At 68.8% G+C, this 23750-nt stretch carries 20 protein-coding genes; 14 read left to right on the top strand and 6 right to left on the bottom strand.

The features are described from left to right. Window positions 1-70: 70 nt before the first annotated feature. The 3 genes from QME70_04750 (at window position 71) to QME70_04740 (ending at window position 3804) form a co-directional block, all read left to right on the top strand. A complete protein-coding gene (locus QME70_04750) occupies window positions 71-1090 on the top strand; it encodes a DUF362 domain-containing protein (protein MDI6893915.1) in 1020 nt (339 codons plus the stop codon). Window positions 1091-1309: 219 nt separating this feature from the next. Next, window positions 1310-2029: a response regulator transcription factor gene (locus QME70_04745; GenBank protein MDI6893914.1), complete on the top strand. Its 720-nt coding sequence runs from the start codon at window positions 1310-1312 to the stop codon at window positions 2027-2029. 2 nt (window positions 2030-2031) lie between these two features. Beyond that, window positions 2032-3804 carry an ATP-binding protein gene (locus QME70_04740; GenBank protein ID MDI6893913.1) on the top strand — a complete coding sequence of 591 codons (1773 nt, stop codon included), beginning with the start codon at window positions 2032-2034 and terminating at the stop codon, window positions 3802-3804. Between the two features lie 28 nt (window positions 3805-3832). On the opposite strand, the gene pstB is transcribed toward QME70_04740, so the two are convergent. Genes pstB through pstS form a run of 4 tightly spaced genes read right to left on the bottom strand, consistent with a single transcriptional unit; the run spans window position 3833 to window position 7615 of the window. Continuing rightward, window positions 3833-4708: a phosphate ABC transporter ATP-binding protein PstB gene (gene pstB / locus QME70_04735; GenBank protein ID MDI6893912.1), complete on the bottom strand. Its 876-nt coding sequence runs from the start codon at window positions 4706-4708 to the stop codon at window positions 3833-3835. Further along, a complete protein-coding gene (gene pstA, locus QME70_04730; protein MDI6893911.1) occupies window positions 4705-5595 on the bottom strand; it encodes a phosphate ABC transporter permease PstA in 891 nt (296 codons plus the stop codon). Before pstA ends, pstB begins: the two co-directional genes overlap by 4 nt. Beyond that, on the bottom strand, window positions 5595-6515 hold the full coding sequence (gene pstC, locus QME70_04725; GenBank protein MDI6893910.1) for a phosphate ABC transporter permease subunit PstC: 921 nt from the start codon (window positions 6513-6515) through the stop codon (window positions 5595-5597). Before pstC ends, pstA begins: the two co-directional genes overlap by 1 nt. Further along, window positions 6512-7615 (bottom strand): phosphate ABC transporter substrate-binding protein PstS, encoded by a 1104-nt coding sequence (gene pstS, locus QME70_04720; GenBank protein ID MDI6893909.1) that lies wholly within the window; start codon window positions 7613-7615, stop codon window positions 6512-6514. Before pstS ends, pstC begins: the two co-directional genes overlap by 4 nt. Before the next feature lie 197 nt (window positions 7616-7812). On the opposite strand from pstS, the gene QME70_04715 reads away from it, so the two are divergent. From QME70_04715 to QME70_04700, 4 genes are all read left to right on the top strand, one after another. Beyond that, a complete protein-coding gene (locus QME70_04715; protein ID MDI6893908.1) occupies window positions 7813-8658 on the top strand; it encodes a class I SAM-dependent methyltransferase in 846 nt (281 codons plus the stop codon). Between the two features lie 169 nt (window positions 8659-8827). Further along, complete coding sequence (locus QME70_04710; protein ID MDI6893907.1) at window positions 8828-9877, top strand: DUF5685 family protein; 1050 nt, start codon at window positions 8828-8830, stop codon at window positions 9875-9877. Next, a complete protein-coding gene (locus QME70_04705) occupies window positions 9765-10397 on the top strand; it encodes a DnaJ domain-containing protein (GenBank protein MDI6893906.1) in 633 nt (210 codons plus the stop codon). Before QME70_04710 ends, QME70_04705 begins: the two co-directional genes overlap by 113 nt. Further along, the gene (locus QME70_04700) at window positions 10388-10954 is read left to right on the top strand and encodes a hypothetical protein (protein MDI6893905.1); all 567 of its coding nucleotides are present in this window, start codon (window positions 10388-10390) and stop codon (window positions 10952-10954) included. The genes QME70_04705 and QME70_04700 overlap by 10 nt, the downstream gene beginning before the upstream one ends. On the opposite strand, the gene QME70_04695 is transcribed toward QME70_04700, so the two are convergent. After that, complete coding sequence (locus tag QME70_04695; GenBank protein ID MDI6893904.1) at window positions 10942-12294, bottom strand: HD domain-containing protein; 1353 nt, start codon at window positions 12292-12294, stop codon at window positions 10942-10944. The genes QME70_04700 and QME70_04695 overlap by 13 nt on opposite strands. 325 nt (window positions 12295-12619) lie before the next feature. Here QME70_04695 and QME70_04690 point away from each other — a divergent pair, with 325 nt between their 5' ends. From QME70_04690 to ftsH, 3 genes are all read left to right on the top strand, one after another. Further along, window positions 12620-14776, top strand: a complete 2157-nt coding sequence (locus tag QME70_04690; GenBank protein MDI6893903.1) for a SpoIIE family protein phosphatase — start codon at window positions 12620-12622, stop codon at window positions 14774-14776. Window positions 14777-15028: 252 nt separating this feature from the next. Then, on the top strand, window positions 15029-16519 hold the full coding sequence (tilS, locus tag QME70_04685; GenBank protein ID MDI6893902.1) for a tRNA lysidine(34) synthetase TilS: 1491 nt from the start codon (window positions 15029-15031) through the stop codon (window positions 16517-16519). Window position 16520: 1 nt separating this feature from the next. Further along, complete coding sequence (gene ftsH / locus QME70_04680) at window positions 16521-18440, top strand: ATP-dependent zinc metalloprotease FtsH (GenBank protein ID MDI6893901.1); 1920 nt, start codon at window positions 16521-16523, stop codon at window positions 18438-18440. A gap of 65 nt (window positions 18441-18505) precedes the next feature. On the opposite strand, the gene QME70_04675 is transcribed toward ftsH, so the two are convergent. After that, on the bottom strand, window positions 18506-20722 hold the full coding sequence (locus tag QME70_04675) for an LUD domain-containing protein (GenBank protein ID MDI6893900.1): 2217 nt from the start codon (window positions 20720-20722) through the stop codon (window positions 18506-18508). A 239-nt stretch (window positions 20723-20961) separates the two neighbouring features. Between QME70_04675 and QME70_04670 the strand changes: the two genes are divergently transcribed. The 4 genes from QME70_04670 to QME70_04655 all read left to right on the top strand — a co-directional run bounded on the left by QME70_04670 (window position 20962) and on the right by QME70_04655 (window position 23742). After that, a complete protein-coding gene (locus QME70_04670; protein MDI6893899.1) occupies window positions 20962-21759 on the top strand; it encodes an IclR family transcriptional regulator in 798 nt (265 codons plus the stop codon). A gap of 63 nt (window positions 21760-21822) precedes the next feature. Continuing rightward, window positions 21823-22770 carry a methionyl-tRNA formyltransferase gene (locus QME70_04665; GenBank protein ID MDI6893898.1) on the top strand — a complete coding sequence of 316 codons (948 nt, stop codon included), beginning with the start codon at window positions 21823-21825 and terminating at the stop codon, window positions 22768-22770. A gap of 49 nt (window positions 22771-22819) precedes the next feature. Continuing rightward, a complete protein-coding gene (locus tag QME70_04660; GenBank protein MDI6893897.1) occupies window positions 22820-23401 on the top strand; it encodes a 2-oxoacid:acceptor oxidoreductase family protein in 582 nt (193 codons plus the stop codon). A gap of 5 nt (window positions 23402-23406) precedes the next feature. After that, window positions 23407-23742 (top strand): 4Fe-4S binding protein, encoded by a 336-nt coding sequence (locus QME70_04655; GenBank protein ID MDI6893896.1) that lies wholly within the window; start codon window positions 23407-23409, stop codon window positions 23740-23742. Window positions 23743-23750: the final 8 nt, after the last annotated feature.

The following is a 23750-nucleotide window of genomic DNA, read 5'->3' as shown; positions in this document are numbered from 1 at the left end:
CCCGGAGGAGTTTGGGGAGTTCCTTTCTTGCCAGGGGACACGATGACCGGAAAGGAGAGGTGGTGCGGCCATGCCTGCGGATGTGATCTTTGCCCGGGTGCGTGACGCAGAGGGATTTGCCCGGGTGGTGCGGGAAGCTGGCATACGTGCGGAGGGCGAGTCCCCGGTTTTCGTGATCAAGCCCGCCTGGTTCAGTCCCCATCGTGCCAACTTCACCGGGGCGCGGGAGCTGGATCTGCTGCTGTCATGCCTGCCCCCGGGAAGGAGGGTGGTGATCGAGGGATACAGCGGCGCGCGCAACTTCGGAGGACGTGAAATCACGCCCTACAACACCCGCGAGAACTGGGGGTGGATTCGCGAACAGGACCAGCTCTTTCGCGACCGGATGGGTATCAGCGACGTCCTCTCACGCCACGCGGCCGAGTACCTGAACGTTACCGAAGAGGTGTGGCAGGGCAGGACAGCGCCTGCGGCCGCAGTGCGGGAACTCGTGGAGCACGCCTACGGTCCGGGCGAGTCGGCCGGTGGAGCGGGGCGGCGGGGTGCAGAGCCCGCCGTGGCTCAGGAGGAGTTGTTCGGGGTGGTGCCGCAGTGCCTCTTCGAGCTGCGGGGTAGCATCCTGATCAGCCTGGCCAAGCTCAAGACGGGCAGCTGGTCTCTCAAGAACCTGTTCGGTCTCATCCCCGATCCGCTGCGCGACCGCTGGCACGGGGAGGACGGCCGCCTGCTGGGCAGGAGTATCGTGGACATCGCTGCCATATATCGCGCCCTTTTCCGCGTGGAGGGGGTCGTGGAGGCCGTCTACGAGACCGCGCTGTACCGTGAGGGCGGCAGCCACCACACCGACTGGGGCGACTACGACGTGGTGGAGAATCCCGGGCTGGTGCTGGCGGGACGGAAGCTCGTCACCCTGGACTGCTGCGCTGCCCGGATGGTGGGCTGGTTCGACATCGGTGAGCGGAGCTTCGCCCGCATCGGGGAGAAGGTATTCGGTGAAGCGGCAGCCGTCCCGCCCGAACTGACGCCTGACCTCGACCGCTACGCTCTCCAGTCCGGTTTCAGCGCTGGGGAAGCAGGTGGAGGAGGGTGACCTCGGGGCGGCAGAACAGGCGCGCGTGGGGGCTGATGGTGCCCACGCCCGCGAACGGTGTAGGATGGCACCACCTGTATAACCTCGCAGGGAGGGACAGTCAAGATGCCGACGGCATGGCCGGCACGCGGTGCCGTCGCTACATGGCGGGGTGCACAGTTGATATAATGCTGGACGGAGGCACTTCCGGGCTGAGGGATACTGGCGACCGGGGGGTGCGTGGTGAAGGCCAAGGTCCTGGTGGTTGAAGATGAGGGGGTTCTGCGTTCCACCCTGAAGTTCAATCTGGAGAAGGAAGGCTACGCGGTGGCGACCGCCCGCGACGGCTGGGAGGCTCTGGAGGCGGCGCGGGCAGAGAAGCCGGATCTGGTGCTGCTCGACATCATGCTGCCGGAGCTGGACGGGATCGAGGTGTGTCGCCACCTTCGCCGGGAAAGTGCCGTGCCCGTGATCATGCTCACCGCCCGCGGGGAGGAGATCGACCGGGTGGTGGGCCTGGAGGTCGGCGCGGACGACTACGTCACCAAGCCTTTCAGCATGAGGGAGTTGGTGGCGCGGGTGCGGGCCGTGTTGCGGCGGGTGGCGCTGGATCGCGAGGCCGCTTCCGCTTCTACCCGCGAGAGCGCGCGGGTGATGGAGGCGGGTCCGGTGACCATGGACGCGGCGGCCCGGCGGGTGCGGGTGCGGGGCGAACTGGTGGAGCTCCGCCCCAAGGAGTTCGACCTGCTCTGGTTGCTCGTTCAGAACCGGGGGGTGGCGCTTTCCCGCGATCTCATCCTGGAGAAGGTGTGGGGGTACGACTTCCCCGGTGACGCCCGCACGGTGGACGTGCACGTCCGCTGGCTGCGGGAGAAGATAGAGGAAGACCCCGGGCAGCCGCGCTGGATTACCACCGTGCGGGGCCTGGGTTACCGGTTCGAGCCGGAGCAGGCGGGGTAGCGGTGCGGTCGCTGGCGGGAAGGGCAGCCCTGGTATACACCTTGCTGATAGTGGTGTTCCTGGGGGGCGCCGGCTGGTATCTTACTGCGGCGGCCGAGAGATTTGCGCTGCAAAGTCTGAGGGATCAACTGTCGGGGCAGGCGGGGGCGGTGGCCATGGCCGTCCTGCCTTACCTTCGCAACCAGCCCGGCGCGGCGGACCAGGCGCACTCCGGGTCGGCGCGCGAGCTTGCTGCCCTGCGGAGCCTGGTGGCGGAGCTTGCCTCGACCATTGCTGCCCGGGTGACCATCGTGGATCTCGCCGGGACGGTGCTGGGGGATTCCCATCACGACCCCGAGACCATGGAGAATCACGCCGACCGACCCGAGATCCGCAGTGCCGTAGCGCATGGTTGGGGGTCGGCCATCCGGCAGAGCAGCACCCTGGGCGAGCGCATGCTGTACGTGGCAGTCCCCATCGGGGACCCGGCGCGGCCGGTAGGGGTGGCGCGGGTGGCCTGGCCCCTCGCCCGGGTGGATCGCTGGCTGGGAGATCTCCGGCGCACGTTCCTGCTTGGCACCCTGGTGTCCGTTGTGCTGGCGGTGATAGCGTCGGTGGCGGTGTCGCGGTGGCTGGGACGACCGCTGGTGGAGCTGGGTGCGCGGGCGCGGGCCATGGCCGGGGGTGACATGACCGCCCGGCTGTACCTGCGCGAGCCACACGAGGTGGCCGAGATCGGTACCGCCCTGAACGAGCTGGCCTCCCGCCTGCAGGGGACCATCTCCGAGCTAGAGCTGCAGCGGCACGAGCTGGCCGCCCTGCTGGAACAGATGGCGGACGGGGTGGTGGTTGTCGACCGCTCCGGCCTGCCCGTGCGCAGCAACGCGGCCGCCCGTCGCCTGCTGGGGTCGGGGCTGGCCACCCCCGGGGTGCGGGTAACCGAGGTGGTACCCCGGCCGGAAGTGCGGGACGCTCTGGAGCGGTGCCTGGCCGGGGAGCGCCAGGAGGTGATCCTGCAGCACGGCGACCTGCTCCTGCGCCTGGTGCTCACGCCGGTGGAGCAGGGTGCCCTCATCCTGGTGCAGGACCTGACGCCGGTGCGCCGCCTGGAGACCATGCGCCGGGACTTCGTGGCCAACCTGTCCCACGAGATCCGCACTCCCCTGGCGGTAATAAAGGCCCTGGCGGAGACGCTGGAGCGCACCGGCAGTCCCGAAGAAGCGCGGCCCTTTCTGGTCCAGATCACGGGCCAGGTGGACCGTCTCACCCGGCTTACACGGCGCCTGATGGAACTGGCGCGCCTGGAGTCGGGGAGTCCCGAGCTGCACCTGGAGGAGTGCCATCTGGGGGAAATCGCCCGCTCCACGGTGGACAGCCTGGCACCCATGGCCCGGCCCAAAGGCATCGCGGTGGAGGTGGACGTGCCGCCCGACCTGCCGGCAGTGCGGGGAGATCGGGACCTCCTGCGGGAACTGCTGGGGAACCTGCTGGACAACGCCCTGAAGTTCACCCCGGCGGGGGGCCGGGTGAGCGTCTCTGCCTGCAGCCGGGATGGGGAAATCCTGGTCCAGGTGAAGGATACCGGCAGGGGAATCCCGGCAACGGAACTCCCCCGCATATTCGAGCGCTTTTACAAGGGCCGGACCCCAGGAGGTGCAGGAACCGGCCTGGGCCTGGCCATCTGCAAGCACATAGTGCTGGTCCACGGCGGCGAGATCTGGGCGGAGAGCGAGCCGGGGGAGGGTTCCACGTTCTCCTTCACTCTTCCCCGGCGCGGTCCCTCGCCACCTCCCTGACAGCCGCGGTGCGGCCGAGGCAGGGCGGTTAGCCGAAGCGGCCGGTGATGTATGCCTCGGTGCGGGGGTCGGAGGGATTGGTGAAGAGCTGGTGGGTGGGCCCGTATTCCACCAGCTCGCCGTTCAGGAGAAAGGCGGTGTAATCCGACACGCGCGCAGCCTGCTGCATGTTGTGGGTCACGATGACGATGGTGTAGCGCTCCCGCAGTTCGGTCATGAGATCCTCGATGCGGGCGGTGGAGGCGGGATCGAGGGCCGAGCAGGGCTCGTCCATCAGCAGCACCGCCGGCTCCACCGCCAGAGCCCGCGCGATGCACAGGCGCTGCTGCTGCCCGCCGGAGAGACGGGCCCCGGGCTCGTGCAGCCTGTCCTTGACCTCATCCCAGAGGGCGGCCATGTGCAGGCTCTTTTCCACCCGCTCGTCCAGCTCCTTGCGCCCGACGCGCCCGGCCAGCTGCAACCCGGCGGCCACGTTGGCGTAGATGCTCATGGTGGGAAAGGGGTTCGCCCTCTGGAAGACCATGCCCACCCTGCGCCGCACGTACACCGGCTCCACGCCCGCGGCGTAGATGTCCTGGCCGTCCAGGAGGACGGTGCCGCGCACCCGGGCCCCGGGAACCACCTCGTGCATCCGGTTCAGGCAGCGGATGAACGTGGACTTGCCGCAGCCGGATGGCCCGATGATGGCGGTCACCTGGCGGGGCTTGATGGCCAGGGTCACGCCCCGCACCGCTTCGTTGGTGCCGTACCAGGCGTGGAGGTCGCGGGTCTCCAGATGCCCGGGTCCGACCGGGGCGATCTCCCGGGCGACGGCTTCCTCCGCAATCCTCCCCCGGGCCAGGGAGCGGCGGAGGGCGGGATGGAGATCGAGGGATTGGGGAGCCACTGCCATGCCTGTGCTCATTGCGGTACACCCCTTGCGCGGCCCAGAACGAGACGGGCGACGATGTTGAGTAAGAGGACCAGGGAGATCAGTATAGCCGCCCCCGCCCATGCCCTCATCTGGGTGTGAGGGTAGGGCGTGAGGGCGAAGGTGAAGATCTGTACGGGCAGGGTGGCGATGGGCTGGCCCAGGGCTGCACTCCAGAAGTTGTTGTTGAGGGCGGTGAAGAGGAGGGGAGCGGTTTCACCGGCGATGCGTGCCACCCCGAGCATGGCCCCGGTGAGGATACCGGTGCTGGCAGCGGGCAGCACGATGCGCAGGATTACCTTCCAGGGCGGGATGCCCAGAGCCAGCCCCGCCTCCCGGACGGACGCGGGGACCATGCGCAGCATCTCCTCCGTGGTCCGTGCCACCACGGGCAGCATGATGATGGCCAGCGCCGTCGCCCCCGCCAGGGCGGAAAAGCGTCCCATCCTGATCACCACCAGGTTGTACACGAACAGCCCGATGGCGATGGAGGGAACTCCGCTCAGCACCTCGGCGGCAAAGCGGATGGCATCTCCGAGGGAACCCCGGCCGTGCTCGCCCAGGTAGACACCGGCGATCACTCCCGCGGGGATCGCGACTGCCACCGCCAGGCCGGTGACTATGAGGGACCCCACGATGCCGTTGGCCATGCCTCCTCCGGGCTGGGTGATGGCCCCCGGGAGGCGGGTGAGGAGGTTCCAGTCCAGGGCGGCGAATCCCTTGATCATCACGTAGTACAGCAGGCTGAACAGGGGGACCAGGACCAGAGCCGTGGCCAGGGCCGGTAGCCGCAGCAGCACCCGGTCCCGGGCCAGGCGGCGCCGGACGTTGACGTCATCCGCCCCTGACAGCGAGACGGCCTGGGACCGGGATGCGGTCATCACTGCGCGTTCACCCCCAGGCGGCGTACCAGGAGCCGGGCCAGGATGTTGACCAGCAGGCTGACCCCGAGGAGCAAGAGCCCGATCTCCATGAGGGCCGAAACATAGATCCGGGTGGTCGCCTCGGCGAACTCGTTGGCTATCACGGAGGCCATGGTCGAGGCGGGCGAGAAGAGGGAGGCCGAAATCCTGGGCGCGTTGCCGATGACCATGGTGACGGCCATGGTCTCGCCCAGGGCCCGTCCCAACCCCAGGATTATGCCCCCGATGATTCCCGAGCGACCGAAGGGCAGCACCACGCGGCTGATCACTTCCGAGCGCGTGCCGCCCAGGGCGAGCATAGCTTCGCGCTGGCTGGCCGGCACCGCGGCGATGACGTCGCGGGAGATGGCGGCGATGGTGGGCAGAATCATGATGGCCAGGATGAATCCCCCGGCCAGCATCCCGATGCCGTAGGCCGGTCCATGGAAAAACGGTATGAACCCCAGCCCTGCCCCCAGCGGGGCCTGCACCCAGCGGCGCAGCCAGGGGGCGAACACGTACATGCCCCACAGGCCATAGACGACGCTGGGGACCGCGGCCAGCAACTCGACGGTGAAGGAGAGGGGACGGCGCCAGCGGGCGGGGGCCAGCTCGGCCAGGTAGATGGCGGTCATCACGCCCAGCGGGGCGGCGATCAGGACCGCCAGGGCCGACGACACCACGGTGCCGAAGATGAAGGGCAGGGCGCCGAACTCCCCGGCCACCGGGTCCCAGTCCTGCCTGACCAGAAAGTGCCATCCGAAGGTCTGCCGCGCCATGGCGGAGGCCCGGTACAGCTCCCAGACCATCCCGCCCAGGACGGCCGGCACCGCCAGGGCAAAGAGGGCGGTGCCGCCCCTGAGCAGGCCTTCATGGGTGATACGGAGTCGCGTTGTCACTTGAGAATGGGCTGACCCTGGTAGGTGACCGTCTTGAGGGTCTTCTGCACCATGTCCTGGACGTTGGCGGGGAGGGGAGCGTAGAGCAACCGGGACACCATGTTCTCGCCATCCGTCAGCGCCCACTGCAGGAGCTCCAGCAGGGCCCGGCCCTTGGCGAGGTCGCTCTGTTGGGCGTAGATGAGCAGCCAGGTGAAGCCGGAGATGGGATAGGCGTTGTCGCCCGGCTGGTCGACGATCATGATCCGGTAGTCTTCCGGGATGTTCTGGGCCGCGCCGGCCGCCGCAGTCACCGAGTCGATGGACGGCTCCACGAACTTGCCCGCCCGGTTCTTGACCAGGGCGTAACCCAGCTTGTTCTCGACGGCATATGCCAGCTCCACGTAACCGATGGCGCCTTCGGTCTGCTGCACCTGGGTGGTGACACCCTCATTGCCCTTGGCGCCCACACCCGTGGGCCATCCCACGGAGGTACCGGAGCCCACGCGCGACTTCCATTCCGGGCTCACCGCGCTGAGATAGGCGGTGAAGATGTTGGTGGTGCCGCTGCCGTCGGACCGGTGCACCACCACGATGTCCTTGCCCGGCAGCTTCGCCCCGGGGTTTTCCCGCGTCATGGCGGGGTCATTCCACTTCTTGATCTTGCCCAGGTAGACTCCCGCGATGACTTCCGGGGTCAGGCGCAGGCCCGTCCCCACGCCGGGGAGATTGTAGGTGAGGACGACGGCGCCCATCACGGTGGGGATGTGCAGGAGCTTCCCCGGGGCCTCCTTCAGCCTCTCGTCGGTCATGGGAGCATCGGAAGCGCCGAAATCAACCGTCTTCTCGATGATGGCCTTCTGACCGCCGCCTGACCCGATGGACTGGTAGTTGATCTGGATGTTCGGGTGCAGCTTGTTGTACTCGGTGAACCACAGCGAGTAGATGGGGAAAGGAAAGCTGGCGCCCGCGCCATTCAGCACCACCTTCTGGGGTTCGCCGGTTCCGGTACCGCTGCCGGGCCGAGCCGACTCCTTGCCGCCCGCGCACCCCGCCGTGATGAGGGCTGCCGACAGCACGAGGACCATGACAAGCCGTTTGCCCGCCGAGAGCTGTCCCATGGAACCCCCAACCCCCTTCGTCGCGTAGACTCATCTGGCTTGACTCTAGACGCCGGCAGTTAAGCGACAATTCGAAGCAGGTTAAGGCCCGTCCAACGCCCTGTTAACGTTTCGTTAAATGCATAAGTCCGCCTCCGCCCGGGCGGCGCGCGGCATGTGCTATCATGGGGGCGAAACCCGGGAGGAGGTCGCACGCGGTGGACCCTGTGCATCGGTTGCAGGTGCAAGAGGAGCCGGGCGAGAGATCCGGCCAGCGGTTGCGGGTGGAAGAGGGCCCGGGTGATGGAATCGGCTCCCGGTTGCGGGTGGAAGAGGAGCTGGGCGATACGTTCAGCCGCAGGTTGCGCGTCGAGGACATCGACCTGGATTGCGGCTTCGACAGCATGAAGCTCATGCGCGCGCGCATGCTGGGGCTGCTGGGGGATGTGTCCGGCCTACAAGTGCTGGACGTGGGCTGCGGGCTGGGTCGCCTGTCGGTCGCCCTCGCCCGCCGCGGGGCCCTGGTCACCGCAGGCGACATCTCCGAGGGGATGCTTGCTCAGACCCGGCGACTGGGGGAGAGGTACGGGGTGGCGGACCGGATCACCCCGGTGAGAACGAACGCCGAGGCCATGCCCTTCTCTGACAGCAGCTTCGACCTGGTGGCGGGCACGGGCATCCTGCACCACGTGGACGTCCCCCGCGCCCTGGCGGAGATACGGCGGGTCCTCCGCCCCGGGGGTCGGGCGCTCTTCGAGGAGCCCCTGGGGCACAACCCCTTCCTGCAGCTATTCCGGCGGCTCACGCCCGATCGGCGCAGCCGCTTCGAACAACCCTTCCTGGTGCGGGAGATCGAGGAGTGGGGGCGGTACTTCGCACGGGTGAGCCACGAGGAGCACTACCTGCTCACCATTCCCCTGTTCTTCCTCAAGAAGTACCTGCCCCTGAACTGGGGCGGGAGTCTGATCCCTCCCCTGGTGCGACTGGATGATGCCCTGGTGAAGCGCTGCCCCGCCCTGCGGCCCTACTGCTGGGTCTCCCTCATCAGCCTCCAGCGTGATTGAGTACCCCGACCGGCGGGGTGGCTTGCCCTAGCGCCCGGGGTATCCGGTGGTGGCGGGGATGCCCTGCCAGGTGTCGCAGGCCACCACTATCACCGCCGGGTAGCCTTCCAGGTAGCGGAAACCGGTCTCGAACGGGCAGGCAGGACCGCATGCTGAGACTGGCGAACTGATGCGTGTGTTCGGATACGTGCGCCCGGACCGGGCGGAGCTGAAGGTGCGTGAATATCAGGTATTCCGGGCCCATTACTGCGGGCTCTGTGCCGCTCTGGCCCGCCTGGGAGGAACGACGGCCCGGTTCACGGTGAGCTACGAAGGGGCATTCCTGGGGCTCCTGCTTTCGTCGCTGCGCCCGGATGCGGTGACGTACCGGCGCGGGCGCTGTCCCCTTCCGCCCTGGCGACAGGTGCCCCTGGCAGTGGCACCGTGCGAGCAGCGGTATGCCGCTGCCGTCAATGTCCTGCTGGCCTATCACAGGCTGGGGGACGATGTGCGGGATTCCGGTGCCGGGCACATGCGCTGGTTGGGCGCCGCGGGCGGGCGCCTGCTCCTCGGGAGCGCGGCCCGCCGCGCGGCCGGGTTGTTCCCGCATCAGGCGGGCGTGGTGGAACAGTGCCTGGCGGACTTGCAGGCACGGGAACGGGAGGGGTGCGCGGACCTGGACCGGGCGGCCGATCCCTTCGCCCGCCTGCTGGCCGAGGTGGCTGCCGGCCCCGGGGATTGGGACCCGCGCCCGGGCGATGCCGGGGCCGGCGGCCGCATCCGCGAAGGCCTGCGCCACCTGGGTTACAACCTGGGCAAGTGGGTGTACACGGCCGACGCCATGGCCGACCTGGAAGCCGACCTGGCAGCGGGCCGCTACAACCCGGTTGTGGCCGTCTGTGGCGGCAGGCCGGCGAGCGACCCTGGCGCCCGGGGCGGGGGTGCTCTGCGGGAGCGGGCGAGGGCGAGGGTCGATTTCCTCCTCACCCAGTGCCTGGCGCGGGTAGCCGAGGTGGTAGAGCTCCTGCCCCTCGAGAGCAACCGGGGATTGATAGAGAACGTGGTGTACCTGGGTCTGCGGGATCAGACCGAAAAGGTGCTGGCAGGACCCGGGGGAGGCGAGCGTTGTGACAGATCCGTACGAGGTGCTGGGTTTGAAACCCGGTGCCAGCGAAGCGGAGATCAAGCGGGCGTACCGGGAGCTGGTCAAGAAGTACCATCCCGACCGGTACCGGGATAACCCGCTGGCGGAGCTGGCCGAGGAGAAGCTGCGGGAGGTCAACGAAGCCTACGAGTACCTCATGGCGCAGCGGCAGGGCGCGGGCGGCAGCACGGGTCGGGGCTGGTCGCGGTCCGGAGCCGCAGGCGAGGGCAGGACGGGGGGTGGCTATGGGGCGGGCACCCGGGGTGATTACGCCCGCGTGCGCCAGCTCATTGACCTGGGTGACCTCGATCAGGCGGAGGATCTGCTGCGCACTCTCAACCCGAGGGATCCGGAGTGGATGTTCCTCAAGGGGGTTGTCTCCCTGCGCAAGGGCTGGTACGACCAGGCGTACCATCTGTTCCGGCAGGCGGCGGCGACCGCCCCCACCAACTATGAGTACCGGCAGGCGGTGGAGCAGATGGAGGCGGCGGGACGCACCTATCGGGCGGCGGGGCGCCGACGTGAGGGGGTCGATCCCTGCACGGTGTGTACGGCGCTGTGGTGCGCCGACTGCATGTGTGAGAGTTGCGGAGGGGATCTGGTCTCGTGCTGCTAAGCGCGCGCGGGCTCTCCCTGGGGGCCCTGGTGGTGGCCGCCACGGTACTGCTGGTGTACCTGGCCGTGGCGATGCCGGCGAACCGGCTGTTTTTCCTGGGGGCGAGCACCCTGGGCCTGCACATTCTGGCCCTTGAGGCCGGCCCGGCGGCGGCCGGGGCGGCCGTGCTGGCCTCTTCCCTGCTGGTCTTCCTGCTGCTTCCGGTGGGGCCCTGGACCCTGGCGTTCTGGGGGTTCTTCGCCCCTTATGCTCTGGTGAAGTACGGCGCCGGTCGGTTGCGGCGGCCTGCGCTGGCCTGGATGCTGAAGCTGCTCTTCTTCAACCTGGGCCTGGCGGGAGCCCTGGCCCTCTTCCTGGTGGCGCCGGCTGCGGGCGAGGCCGGACTGCTGGCCCGTCTGTTCCCCTGGGGAGATCGCTTCTGGCCGGCGACGGGAGGAGCGTCATGGTTCTCGGCAGTGGTCGCGGTCGGCAATGGGGCCTTCCTGGTCTACGATTGGGCCCTTTCGTACTTCGCGGCGTACTGGATGCGCCGGTTCCGGCCCCGCTACGGCACCTGACCTGGTCGCATGGGCCCCGGGGCCGGGCGGTGTTCGTTGGGGAAGCCCATGACCTCCGTGGCTGCCCTGCCCACGGCGGGGGCCAGGGGGGCAGGGGCGAAGACATAGAAGCGCCAGAGGTGGCGATACATCTCGTCCAGGCAGGCGATCTCCCGGCCGCCCACCTCCGGGTCGTTGAACAGTCCGGGCCCGGCGGGGCCGATGATGGGCACCGCTGCTTCCTTCATGGCGGTTGCCTCCGGGCAGTACACGATCACCGCCGCCTCCGGGGGGAAGGTCCCGCTGCCCGTCCCCGCTGAGGGGGCGATGGCGGCGGCGCGGGCGATCTCTGCTTCCAGAGTGCGGCGCCCGGCCGCCGAGTGGCGGAAGCGGGCGATGAGGTCGTGCTGGGCTTCCCCGCCGATGCCGTCGAGGGAGAGGACATAGGCGCGCTTGTGCAGGCGGCGTTCCCGCAGGGCCCCGAGCAGGGCGGCGATGCCGGGATGGGGCGGACCCTCCGGCACCCGGGCAGGGAGGCACTCCAGCAGGGTCTCGTCTGTGAGGTCGTAGAGGTGCGCTTCCGTGAGGCCCTGGTGGGTGGCCAGCTCCACCGCCCTGGCCACCATCGCGCCGGCCGCGATCTTGGCGTGGTGGTAATAGAGGCGCTCGGTGAGGAAGTAGCGCAGGCGGACGAGGTGGGAAAGCTCCGTCCGCGCGTCGGGCCGCTCCATGCCGTGCCGGGTGAGGTTGAAAGTCAACTGCCCCCCGGTGAGGCGGAAATACGCGAACACCCGGTCGTCGTATGCCTGGCGGAGTCCGGCGTAGTAGGAGTCTCGGCGAACGTAATCCAGCAGGTCGGCGTCCACGGCTCCCGCCACCATCTGCCTCACCCAGGGGGGTATGCCGCGGGCGGCTCCCTGGTCGGTCAGTGCGGCGCAGACGTCTTCTGCCAGGCCGAGGTGGTGGAGGACCTCCCCCGTGGGTCCTTCCTTCAGGAAGCGGGCGAAGCGGGCGGGGGTATCATGGCGGGGGAATATGCGGGTCTCGTCCTCGAAAGTGTGACCGAAAGGCAGGTGGGTGATGTCGTGGACCAGGGCGGCCATGCGGGCCAGGCGGACCAGGTCCGGGTCGAGGGATTCACCGGAGGAGGCGATGGCCGCCAGCAGGCGTTGCCCCACGGCCAGGGTCCCCAGGGAGTGCTCGAAGCGGGTGTGGGTGCATCCCGGGTAGACCAGGTATGCGGTTCCCACCTGCTTGATGCCCCGCAGGCGCTGAAGGGGGCGGGTGTCCAGCACCGCCGCTTCTTCGCGAGAAACCGCCACGTCGCCGTGCACGGGATCGCGAATGATGACACCGCTCATGCTTATCCTCCTCTCTGGAGCCGCCCGGCGCGGGGGTGTACTCCGGGCTGCCCTGCGGGGCTGCCTGCCCTTGCCTGCGGGCGCAAACCTGGTCGGCTGCGGCGCTGTGCGCCCTGCCTGCGCTGCAGCCCTGCCTGCGCTGTAGCCCTGCCCGCATGCGGCGCAGCCCTGGCCGCCTGGGCTGCCGCGCGACGCCCGGGATTCGACGGAGATCGGGGCCGGCCGACGCGGGGCGGCGAGGGATGGCGATAGAAATCTTGTGATTACGCGGTAAGTGACAAACTCTGCGGGCCGTCCCTTCTATAATGTTCCAGGGGCGGAAACCGTGGGCAACGGTTCCTATGCCAGATGGGCCGGCAGCTGGCGCTGGGCCCGTCCCCGTTCGCAGGCCCTGGTGACCACGGCGGGTAGGGTCCTGGGGGACAGGCTGTGGCCGCTTCTGTTGCTGGGCGTGTTGCTGGCGAGGGCCTCCCTCTTTGGTTCGCTCTACCCCTTCGGCCTCCCCTTCTACCTGGCTGCCGCCGGCGCCCGTCCCCGGGCCCGACTGCCGGTGGCGGCAGCTCTGGTGGCGGGTGCGGCCACCCGGAGCCCCGTGCTGGGCCTGGAGTTGGGGTTGCTCCTCCTGTTTGCCCAGCTTCTCCTGGCCCGGCTGCCGGCCCACGCCGACACCAACCCCCTGGGGCTGGGAGTGATCGCCTTTTCCCTCACGGCCACGGTGAGGTCGGCGGCGGCCGTGGTCGCGGGCCCGACTCCTGTGGATTTGGCGCTGGCCCTGGCCGAGTCCTTCCTGGCCCTCCTCCTCACCCTGGTCAGCAGCTACGCGTTGCCTGCCCGGCCCCGGCTTCGCGAGACCGCGGAGGAGATGGCCCAGGTGCGGGGGAGCCGGGGAGGCATGGAGCAGGTGTTCGCCCTGGCCGTGCTGGGAGCCGGTGCGGTGGCGGGCACGGCCGGCATCCCCCTGGGTCCTCTGGATGCCGAGGGCATCATGGTGCTTTTCCTGGCCCTGGTGGCCGGTTACGCGGGCGGCGCCGGTCTGGGGGCAGCCGCGGGAGTGGTTACCGGCCTGGTGACCGCTGCTCCGGGGTCCGCCTGGGCGGTGGCCGTCCCTGCCTTCGCCGGCCTGACGGCAGGAGTGTTCCGCGAGCTGGGCCGCGTGGGCACGGGCATAGGGGGCATGCTGGGTTCCCTCCTCATGACCTTTCACTCCTACCCCCATGCGCCGGCCGGCCTGGTGCTGGCGGAGTGCACGGCCGCCCTGGTATTGTTTGCTCTGATCCCCGGCGGCTGGCTGGAGACGGCCCGGGCGGCCTTCCGCGGGGCGGGCGAGGCCGAGCTGGGGGTGACGCGCCAGCGGCGGCTGCACGACCGGGTGGTGCAGCGTCTTCACAGCACCTCCAGGCTGCTCACCGAGCTGGACCGCAGCCTGGCATCCTGCACCGCCCCATCCCGGGTGGAAACCCTCTGGGATTTCGCCGGGCCGGTGGCCTTCCGCCTATGTGACCGGTGCCACGGGTTCCGCGCCTGCTGGGAGGAGGAGTTTCACCAGACCTATCGCGGCATCCTGGGGCTCCTGGAGGTGGCGGAGCGGGGAGGCAAACCCACCCTGGCCGACCTTCCCGAAGGGCTCGGGCGCCGGTGTCCCCATGCCGAGCAACTGGTGGCGGCGGTGGCCGGTCTGGGCGAGCTGTACCACACCAGCCGCCACTGGCAGGAGCGAGTGCAGGAGTACTGCTCTCTCATGCACCAGCAGGTGGCCACTCTGGCCAGAGTGATCGGCAGGATGGCCGACCAGGCGGCCGCTCCGCCCAGCCCGGCTACCGGGGTACACCCCCTGGCGTACGAGATCAGTTCGACCACCCTGCCGCGCCACGGGGAGCGGGTGCCGGGGGACGGGGTGCTCATCAAGGAACTGGAAGATCAGCGGGTGCTCGTGGTGATCTCCGACGGCATGGGGGTGGGGGAAGAGGCGCACCGGAGCAGCGAGTCTGCCTGCGCCTTGATGGCGCGCATGGTGGACGCCGGGTTCGATCTGACTCTGGCTGCCAGGCTGGCCAACCTGGTGTTGCAGCGGCAGGGGGAACAGGACCGGTTCGTGACCCTGGACGCCGCCGTGGTGGATCTGCGTACCGGACAGGGGGCGATCCTCAAGATGGGGGCTGCCCCTTCCTACCTGAAGAGAGGAAAGGAGGTGAGTCCCCTTTACTCCCCCTCCTGGCCCGTGGGCATACTCCCCCTGGTGCGGACGGAGGTTCAGGAGCTTGCCCTGGCGCCGGGGGACCTGCTGGTGATGGCCACCGATGGGCTGTGGGACCGGGAGGGGCAGCGGGACGAAGACTGGGTGCTGGCCTGGTTGACCCGGGCCAATGCCGTCATGCCCGCGGAAGTGGCCGAGCGACTGATTGCTCGGGCCACCGACCACGGGCGGCGTCCCCTGGAAGACGACGTGGCGGTGGCGGTGTTGCGGGTGCTGCCCCCCGCATAACATGGGTAGGGCCCTCGTACAGCACCCATGCAGAGTGCCCGGTTGAGGTTTGAGCAGTCTTGGCGACCTCTCCCAACCCCTCGGGAGTGGGCGAAAGCCCGCTCCCCCTTTTTCTCCCGGCATCCACGGTATGGGTGCTCCATCCACGGGCCGGGCCTTCCCCGGCAGGCACGGGACGCGCGCTCCCGGCATCGGCCGGTCCAGGTGCAGGAAAAGGTGGCCAGTTGGTGAAACTCTGTACGGGGAAACACGTTGGGGGACGTATACGGGCGGGTCCTGGCATATGTGGAGCGGCACGGGATGTTCTCCCCGGGCGACGCCATCGTGGTGGCGGTGTCGGGAGGCGCGGATTCCGTCGCCCTGCTGCATGTCATGGGACGGCTGGCGAAGCGCATGGGATTACGCCTTCACGCGGGGCACCTCAACCACCTGCTGCGGGCCGATCAGGCGGAGGAAGACGCCAGGTTCGTGGCGGACCTGGCCCGGTCGCTGGGTATCCCCTGCACCGTGGGCCGGGAAGACGTGGCGGCCCGGGCGGCTTCCTCGGGCACCGGGCTGGAGGAGGCAGGCAGGGAAGCCCGCTATGCCTTCCTGGGACGCCTGGCCGGGGACGTGGGAGCCAGGCGCATTGCCCTCGGCCACACCCGGGATGACCAGGCGGAGACGGTCCTCATGCGCATCATCAGGGGAGCCGGCATTGAGGGACTGGCCGGCATCCCGCCCGTGCGAGGGTCCATCGTGCGCCCGCTCCTGCGGGTGGGGCATGCGGAACTGGAGGAGTACTGCCGCCAGCAAGGTCTGACCTGGCGGGTCGACCCCTATAATTTCGATCCCGGGTACCTGCGCAACCGGGTGCGTCATCACCTCTTGCCCTGCCTGGAGGAAGTGGCGGGAGCGGGGGTGCGGGAACGCCTGGCCGAACTCGCCGAGGCGCTGCGTCCCGACGTGGAGTGGCTGCGGGGAGTGGAGGAGCAAACGCTGGCAGATGTGAGCTCCCGCCGGGGAGAAGGTGTGTTGATCGACCTCGGGCGGCTGCCGGCCCTTCCCCCCGCCCTCCGGCGGCGGGTGCTCAGGCGGGCGATCCTTACGGTCAAGCGGCCGGGCCGGCAGGTGGGTCTTGCCCATGTGCAGGCGGTGCTCGACCTGCTGGGCGGCCGGGCCGTCCCCGAGGATGAGGGCGGCCTGGCAGGGGCGCGCAGTACAGGACACCGGCCGGCAGCGGAAGAGGTGCATCTCCCCGGTGGAGTGGTGGCGCGGCTGACGCCCGATGGCCTGGCCCTGGAGCCGGCGCCGGGCGAAGCCGGCCGGCCCAAACGGGACGAGGGAGCGACCGTCGGCTACCGGTACCGCCTGCCGGTGCCGGGGCTCGTGGAGGTGCCGGAGGCGGGACTGCTCATTCACGCAGCCGTGGTGCGCGATCCCGTGCAGGCGATCGGTCACCTTGCCCGGCGGGCACTGCTGGACTATAATAAGACGGGAGCGCAGTTGCTGGTGCGTTCGTGGCGACCGGGCGATCGGTTCTTCCCGCTGGGGATGGAATCGCCCAAGAAGCTCCACGACTTCTTCGTGGACGAGAAGGTTCCGCGGGTGCAAAGGCAACGTATCCCGCTTGTTTTGTCTGGAGACGAAATCATCTGGGTGGTGGGGTACCGCATCGACCATCGTTACCGGGTTACCCCTGCCACCCGTGAGGCGCTGGTCTTGGAAGCTTGCGACCTGGAAGAAGAAGAAAGGGGGGCATGACGTGAACCGGGCATTTCGCACGCTGGCAGTGTACGTGGCCGTGCTCTTCTTGAGCATCGTGGTCATCAACTACTTCTCTCAGCACGCCCCCGTTCAGGAGATTACGTACAACCAGTTCCTGCAGTACGCCAGAGACGGCCAGATCAACGACGCCGAGATCGTGGTGCAAAAGGGAGAGACTACCGGCCATCTCAAGTCCGGTCAGAGCTTCCGGGTGGTGCTCCCCGACGATCCCTCCCTTTACACGCTCCTGCAGGAGAAAGGCGTGGTCATGAAGTTCCGCCTCCCCCAGGACCCTCCCTGGTGGATGGCCCTCATCACCACCCTCCTCCCGGTCCTCCTCATCGCCGGAGTGTTCTTCCTCCTCATGCAGCAGACCCAGGGGACGGGCAGCCGGGTGATGCAGTTCGGACGCTCCCGGGCCCGCCTGGTTTCCGAAGACAAGAAGAAGATCACCTTCGCCGACCTGGGCGGCGTGGATGAGGTCAAAGAGGAACTCAAGGAGATAGTCGACTTCCTGCGCCATCCCAAGCGTTACCTGGAGATGGGAGCCCGCATCCCCAAGGGTGTCCTGCTCGTGGGTCCTCCCGGCACGGGCAAAACCCACGTGGCCCGGGCGGTGGCGGGAGAGGCCGGCGTCCCCTTCTTCTTCATAAGCGGCTCCGACTTCGTGGAGATGTTCGTGGGCGTGGGTGCTTCCCGCGTGCGCGACCTCTTCGAGCAGGCCAAGAAGCACGCGCCCGCCATCGTGTTCATCGACGAGATCGACGCTGTGGGCCGCCAGCGGGGAGCCGGGTACGGCGGCGGCCACGACGAACGCGAGCAAACCCTCAACCAGCTCCTGGTGGAGATGGACGGTTTCTCTACCAACGAGGGGATCATCGTGATGGCCGCCACCAACCGGCCCGACGTCCTCGACCCCGCCCTGCTGCGGCCGGGCCGTTTCGACCGCCAGGTGGTGATCGACCGGCCCGACCTGAAGGGTCGGGTAGAGATCCTGCGTATCCACAGCCGCACCAAGCCCCTGGACAAGGAAGTCGACCTGGAGATCATAGCCCGGCGCACGCCGGGATTCACCGGAGCCGACCTGGAAAACGTGGTGAACGAGGCGGCCCTGCTGGCGGCCCGGCAGCGGCGGCGCAAGATCAGCATGGACGATCTGCAGGACGCCATCGACCGGGTGGTGGCCGGTCCCGAGAAGAAGAGCCGGGTCATGAGTGAGAAGGAGCGACGGGTGATCGCCTACCACGAGGCGGCCCACGCCCTGGTGGCCAAGCTGCTGCCGGGTACCGATCCTGTGCACAAGGCATCCATCATCCCGCGGGGAGCGGCCCTGGGGTACGTGTTGCAGCTTCCCACCGAAGACCGCTACATCATGACCAAGGCGGAACTGATGGACCGCATCACTTCCGCCCTGGCGGGCCGGGCTGCAGAGGAACTGGTGTTCGACGAGGTTTCCACCGGCGCCGCCCACGACCTGGAGACGGTCACCAAGCTGGTGCGCCGCATGATCACGGAGTACGGCATGAGCGAAACCCTGGGCCCGCTCACCTTTGGCACGAAGGAAGAGCTGGTTTTCCTGGGGAGAGACATCGCCCGCGAGCGTAACTACTCTGAGGAAGTGGCAGCGGCCATCGACAAGGAAGTGCGGGGCATCGTCAACGCGTGCTACTCCCGGGCCACAGCGCTCTTGCGCGACCACCGGGAGACGCTGGACCGCGTGGCCTCTGCCCTTCTGGAAAGGGAAACCCTGGAGGGACCGGAGCTGGATGCCCTCATGGCCGGGGCTCCCGTGCCCAGCAAGCCGACCGTTCCCGGCTCCCGCTCCGGTGAGGAAGAAAGCGAAGAGAAGCCGGTTCCCCTTCCCGCGCCGGAAGTGCGGCCGGCACCTCCCCGTCCCGCTCCGGCCGCCGAGGGCTGAGCCAGCGGGGGCCTCGTCTGGGCGGTGGGGGGCGGGGCCGCTAGTGGGGGTGAGCCTCCTGACGGCTACGGCGGTAGCAGTAGCTCGGCGATGTGGGCCGCTCGCACGGTGGACCCTTGCCGGCGCAGGCCGCCCCGCAGCTGCAGGAGGCAGCCCGGGCAGGCCACCGCCACCACTTCAGCGCCGGCCTGGGCTACCCAGTCGAGTTTTTGCCCCAGCAGCGCCGCTGACACGGCGGGTTGCTTGAAGGAGTACGTGCCCCCGAATCCGCAGCAGCGGTCGGCGTGGGACATCTCCCGGAAGGTGTATCCCGGCAGCGAGGTCAGGAGCCGGCGGGGCGCCTGAGCGCCGCCCAGGCGGTAGCGCAGGTGGCAGGAATCGTGATACGTCACCGTAAGAGCGGGCCCGGTGGTGTCCCGGCTGGCCGTGGCGGGCGCGATGTGGCGCGGGTGTGGTGCCGCGGGAAGCATGTCGCGGGACGCCAGAAACTGGGTGAACTCGTACGTCCGGTCCGCCAGGGCCCGGGCCTGCTCCTCCCAGCGGGAGTCCCCCGCCAGGATGCGGGCAAAGTCCAGCTTGAGGGCCACCGCGCAGGTGGGGCAGCAGGTCACCACGGCATCGGCCCCGGAGTCCAGCAGGCGGCCGATGTTGTATCGGGCGGCCCGGGTGGCATCCTGCCCGGTGTATATGGCCGGGGCGCCGCAGCAGCCCTGGCCACGGGGATACGCCACCCGGAAGCCGGCCCGGCTCAGGACTTCCATGGCCGCCCGGCCGATTTCAGGGTACACGTGCTCGACCAGGCAGCCGGAGTAGAAGGCGACCGTCTTGACCCGCTCGGCTGGACCCTCGCCGGGCTCGCCCCGGTGCCGGCTGTACTGGGGCTCTTCCCGGCGAGATGAGCGCACTGCGTCGGGCAGCCGGGAGGCCAGGGGCGGCCTTAGGGCGGGTAGGGCACGGAACGAGGTCGCTTCGCGGAAGAGGGGGCCAGCAAGGGTGGTGCCCTGCCGCTGCAGGGGCAGGGAGGCCACCCGCGCGGCGCCCAGGGCGGCGCGGAGCAGGGCCGGGTGCGCGGTGATGGCCGCCGCCAGGCGATCGCTGGGGGCCGGGGGACGGGTACGGGCCAGCCGCCGGCGCAGTTCCAGGATGAGCTCCGGTATGGGCAATCCACAGGCGCAGTAATCCAGGCACGCTCCGCAGGCCGTGCACAGGGACTGGGCTCTGTCGGCCAGGGCCAGGCTGGCCGCTCCTCCGGGCAGGAAGGCGGTGAGCAGGCTGCCGATGCCTCCCGTGTAGGCACTTCCTCCGAAAACGTGTCCCCCGACGAGGGCGAACACCGGGCATACGTTCAGGCAGGCCGCACACCGCAGGCAGCGCAGCAGGATGCGGAAAGTACCGTCCTGGGCCAGCTCCAGCCTGCCGTTGTCGAGGAGGATGACATGCAGTTCTCTGGGGCCGGCCGGGGAGGGGCTGGGCCCTGAGATCATGGTGACGTAGCTGGTGAGATGCTGGGCGGTGGCATTGCGGGGCAGAATGCGCAGGATGGGGACGAGGTCGGCCATGGTGGGGATGAGCTTCTCGTAGCCCACGATGGCTACGTGCACGGGGGGGAGGGTGGTGGTGAGACGACCATTCCCCTCGTTGGTGAGGACGACCAGGGTCCCGGTGGAGGCCACCGCGGCGTTGGCCCCCGAGATCCCCAGTTGCGCGCTCAGGAATTCGTCCCGCAGGCGGCCGCGCGCCGCCCGCACCATGGCGGCGATGTCGGGCTCGACGGGCCGCGAGAGGACCCGGCTGAACACGGAGGCCACCTGGTCCCGGTTCAGGTGCAGGGCGGGCATCACCATGTGGGATGGGCGCTGGCCCAACTGCTGGATGATCCACTCGCCCAGGTCGCTTTCCACCACGTGCACTCCGGCGGCCGCCAGGGCGGGGTTGAGGTCGATCTCCTCGGAAGCCATGGACTTGGACTTGACCGCACGGCTGATTCCCTTTTCCCGGGCCAGCCGCACCACGTAATCGACGGCACTGCGGGCGTCGGGGGCGCGGAAGACGATCATGCCCCGGCTGCGGGCCGCCCGTTCGAACTGGTCGGCCAGCTCAGGCAGGCGGGCCATGGCCCGATCCTTGATGGCGGCCACCTGATCCCGCAGGGCGGGGAAGTCATACCCGGCGAAGACTTCTTGCCGCGACACCACGAACGCGTCGGCGAAACGACCCAAGACCCCGCGCAGCGTCTGGTTGGCCAGGGCTTCTCTGACCCGCTCGGAAGAGGGTGCGGTCACCTCTCGCATCACCGCCCGTGGCGTGATTGTGGCAAGGATTCGCCCCGCCGGCGCCGTGTTCCTGCGCCGGCCGCTGTAGCGCCGTGGCCCGCCGTCCTTGCGCGCTGGCTTGCCGGGGCGCTGCCCTCCCTGCGGTGAGGCCTCGCGGTTCTCGGTGTGGGTCGTGGTCTTACAGTGTGGAACGCAAAGAAGGAGTCGGGCGCAACCCGTCGAATGCATTGGTGACGGAGCGAGGAAGGGTGGCGAAGGCCCTGAGGGAACAAGACGGGCCCCGTGGTGTGCAGGCACTGGAGCGGGCGCTGGATGTGCTGGAGGCGCTGGCCGCCCACAGGCAGCCCGCGCGCCTGGTGGATCTCTCTCACCAGCTGGGGCTCCACAAGAGCACGGTCCACCGCCTGTTGTCTACGCTGGGAAAACGCCGTTACGTGGAGCGCGACGGAGACACGGGCAGGTACCGGTTGGGGCTGAAAGTCTTCGAGCTGGGTTCCTGGTTCTTCAACAGCATGGAGCTGCGGCAGGAGGCCCGTCCCCTGTTGCAGGAGCTGGTCGATCAAACGCTGGAGACGACTCACCTGGGTATCCTCGACGAAGGTCAGGTGGTATACATCGAAAAGGTGGAGAGCCCCCAGACGGTGCGCATGTACTCGGAACTGGGGAAGCGGGCACCCGCTCACTGCACCGCCATGGGCAAGGTTCTGCTCGCCCACCTGCCCGAACCGGAGCGGGACCGCATCATTGCCACCCGCGGGCTCACCCGGTACACCAGCAACACCATCGCCGACCCGGAGCAACTGAAGGACCACCTGCGCCGGGTGGCGGCCCAGGGCTACGCCGTGGATGACACCGAGCACGAGGAGGCCATCCGGTGCGTGGCGGCACCGGTGCGCAACTACCGGGGGGAGGTGGTGGCAGCTTTGAGCGTGTCGGGTCCGGCGGTGAGGCTGAGCCGGGAGCGCATCGGGGAGGTGGCCCAGATGGTGAGGGCCACGGCCCTGCGCATTTCCCGCCGGCTGGGCTTCAACGGAGAAGGCGCTTGAGGCGCCCCTTTTTGCCCCCGAATTGCAACCCTGTTTCACAGTACGGTACGGAGGGAAACAGGTATGCGCGTAATCATGATCGGTCAGGAGGCTTTCGGGCGTGCCTCCCTGGAGGCCCTGCTCAACCAGAGTGAGCAGGTGGTCGGCGTCATTACCGTCCCGGAGGTACCGGGGGGTAAGCCCAATCCGGTGCGGGAGCTGGCGGATGAGCGGGGTATCCCCTGCCTGCAGCCACGCAACCTGAAGGGCAACCGGGTGTACGAGTGGGTGCGGGGCCTTGTTCCCGACCTGCTGGTACTGGCCTACGTCACCGAGTTCGTGCCCCGCCGCCTCATCGAGCTGGCCCGGCTGGGGGGCATCAACTACCACCCCTCCCTGCTGCCCGGGTTCCGGGGCGGCACCGCCATCAACTGGGCCATCATTTACGGAGAAAAGGAGACCGGTGTCACCATCCATTACATAGACGAGGGTGTGGACACCGGCGACATCATCCTGCAGCGACGGGTAGAGATCGGGCCCGACGACACCTCGGCTTCCCTGTACTACAACAAGCTGTTCCCCCTGGGCGTGGAGATGATCGCGGAGGCGGTCCGGCTCATCCGGGAGGGCAGGGCTCCCCGAACCAAACAGGACGAGGCCCTGGCCTCCTTCCAGCCCGTGATCAAGGAAAGCGACGCGGGCATTGAGTGGTCGCAGCCCGCTCACCGCATCCACGACCTGATCCGCGGTGCCGCCCCCCGGCCGGGGGCGTGGACCACCCGGAGCGGCCAGAAGGTGAAGGTGTGGGAGTCTGCCCTTCCCGGTGCCGCTCCCGCCGCGGGGGCGGCCGGGGATGGGACAGAGGGGGTGCCGGGTCAGATCCTGCAGGTGTCACCGGCCGGCGTGCTGGTGGCGACCGGTGAGGAGGTGGTGCTGCTCAAGAGGCTGGGTGCGGAAGCTGGTCCCAAGCTTCCGGCGGCGGAGTACGCGGCCCAGATGGGACTGGCCCCCGGCCAGCGCCTGGGCGATTGACCTCCGCAGCCGCGCCGGAGTGCAGAGATGCTTGCGAGGGAAGGAGGAGATGGCGGAGATGGCGATCGAGATCAGGTGGCACGCCCGGGGTGGACAGGGGGCGGTGCTGGCCTCCCGCTTCCTGGCGGCTTCGGCCCTGCGGGAGAACAAGTACTTCCAGGCCTTCCCCCAGTTCGGGACGGAGCGCATGGGGGCTCCCATCGTGGCCTTCACCCGGGTGAGCCCGTGCCCCATCCACCTGCACTGCGCGGTGGTGGAACCGGACGTGGTGGCGGTGATGGATCCCACCCTGCTGGGCCAGGTGGACGTGCTGGCCGGCCTGAAGCCGGGCGGCACCGTGGTGGTGAACTACGCCGGCCCGGTGGAGGAACTGCGCCGGGCGCTGGGGGTGAAGGACGGGGGCGTGCGGGTGGCGGCGGTGGATGCCACGCGCATTTCCAGTGAAGAACTGGGGCGTCCCATCCCCAACACGCCCATGGTGGGTGCCCTGTCCCGCATCACCGGGGTGGTGGGCATCGACAACGTGCTGGCGGAGTTCAAGGAGAGCATGGGCGCCCGCTTCAAGCCCCCGGTGGTGGAGGCCAACCTGCGGGCCATCAGGCGCGCGTACGAGGAGGTGCAGGTGGGGTGAGCGAACTGGCGGAAAGCAAGCTGGCAGCCGGAAGCAAGATCGCCGCTCCTCCCCGGGGGTTGCCCGCGTGGCTCGAGATCCCCCTGGGGGGCATCCTGGTGGAACCGGGCAACGCCGTGGAGTACAGGACGGGAAGCTGGCGCACACGCCGGCCCATTCACGATCCTGCGAGGTGCACGAGCTGCATGATATGCTGGCTCTACTGCCCCGACGATGCCATCGTGGTGCGGGAGCAGAAGGTGGTGGGCGTCGATAAGGATCACTGCAAGGGATGCGGCATTTGCGCCCGCGAGTGCCCGGTCAAGGGCGCCATGAACATGGCCGAGGGCGGCGCCTACTAGGCGGCGGA

It is taken from the genome of Bacillota bacterium, from assembly GCA_030019365.1.
GTDB lineage: Bacteria > Bacillota > Sulfobacillia > JACIYH01 > JACIYH01 > JACIYH01.
The sequence above is the reverse complement of the archived record's forward strand: the minus strand, read 5'-3'. Positions and strand labels throughout refer to the sequence as shown.

Bases quoted from the DNA above. Each gene is read 5' to 3' on its own strand.
- QME70_04750 (MDI6893915.1), top strand. From the start codon at position 71: ATGCCTGCGGATGTGATCTTTGCCCGGGTGCGTGACGCAGAGGGATTT.
- pstB (MDI6893912.1), bottom strand. From the start codon at position 4,708: ATGAGCACAGGCATGGCAGTGGCTCCCCAATCCCTCGATCTCCATCCC.
- pstA (MDI6893911.1), bottom strand. From the start codon at position 5,595: ATGACCGCATCCCGGTCCCAGGCCGTCTCGCTGTCAGGGGCGGATGAC.
- pstS (MDI6893909.1), bottom strand. From the start codon at position 7,615: ATGGGACAGCTCTCGGCGGGCAAACGGCTTGTCATGGTCCTCGTGCTG.
- QME70_04710 (MDI6893907.1), top strand. From the start codon at position 8,828: ATGCGTGTGTTCGGATACGTGCGCCCGGACCGGGCGGAGCTGAAGGTG.
- QME70_04695 (MDI6893904.1), bottom strand. From the start codon at position 12,294: ATGAGCGGTGTCATCATTCGCGATCCCGTGCACGGCGACGTGGCGGTT.
- QME70_04665 (MDI6893898.1), top strand. From the start codon at position 21,823: ATGCGCGTAATCATGATCGGTCAGGAGGCTTTCGGGCGTGCCTCCCTG.
- QME70_04660 (MDI6893897.1), top strand. From the start codon at position 22,820: ATGGCGGAGATGGCGATCGAGATCAGGTGGCACGCCCGGGGTGGACAG.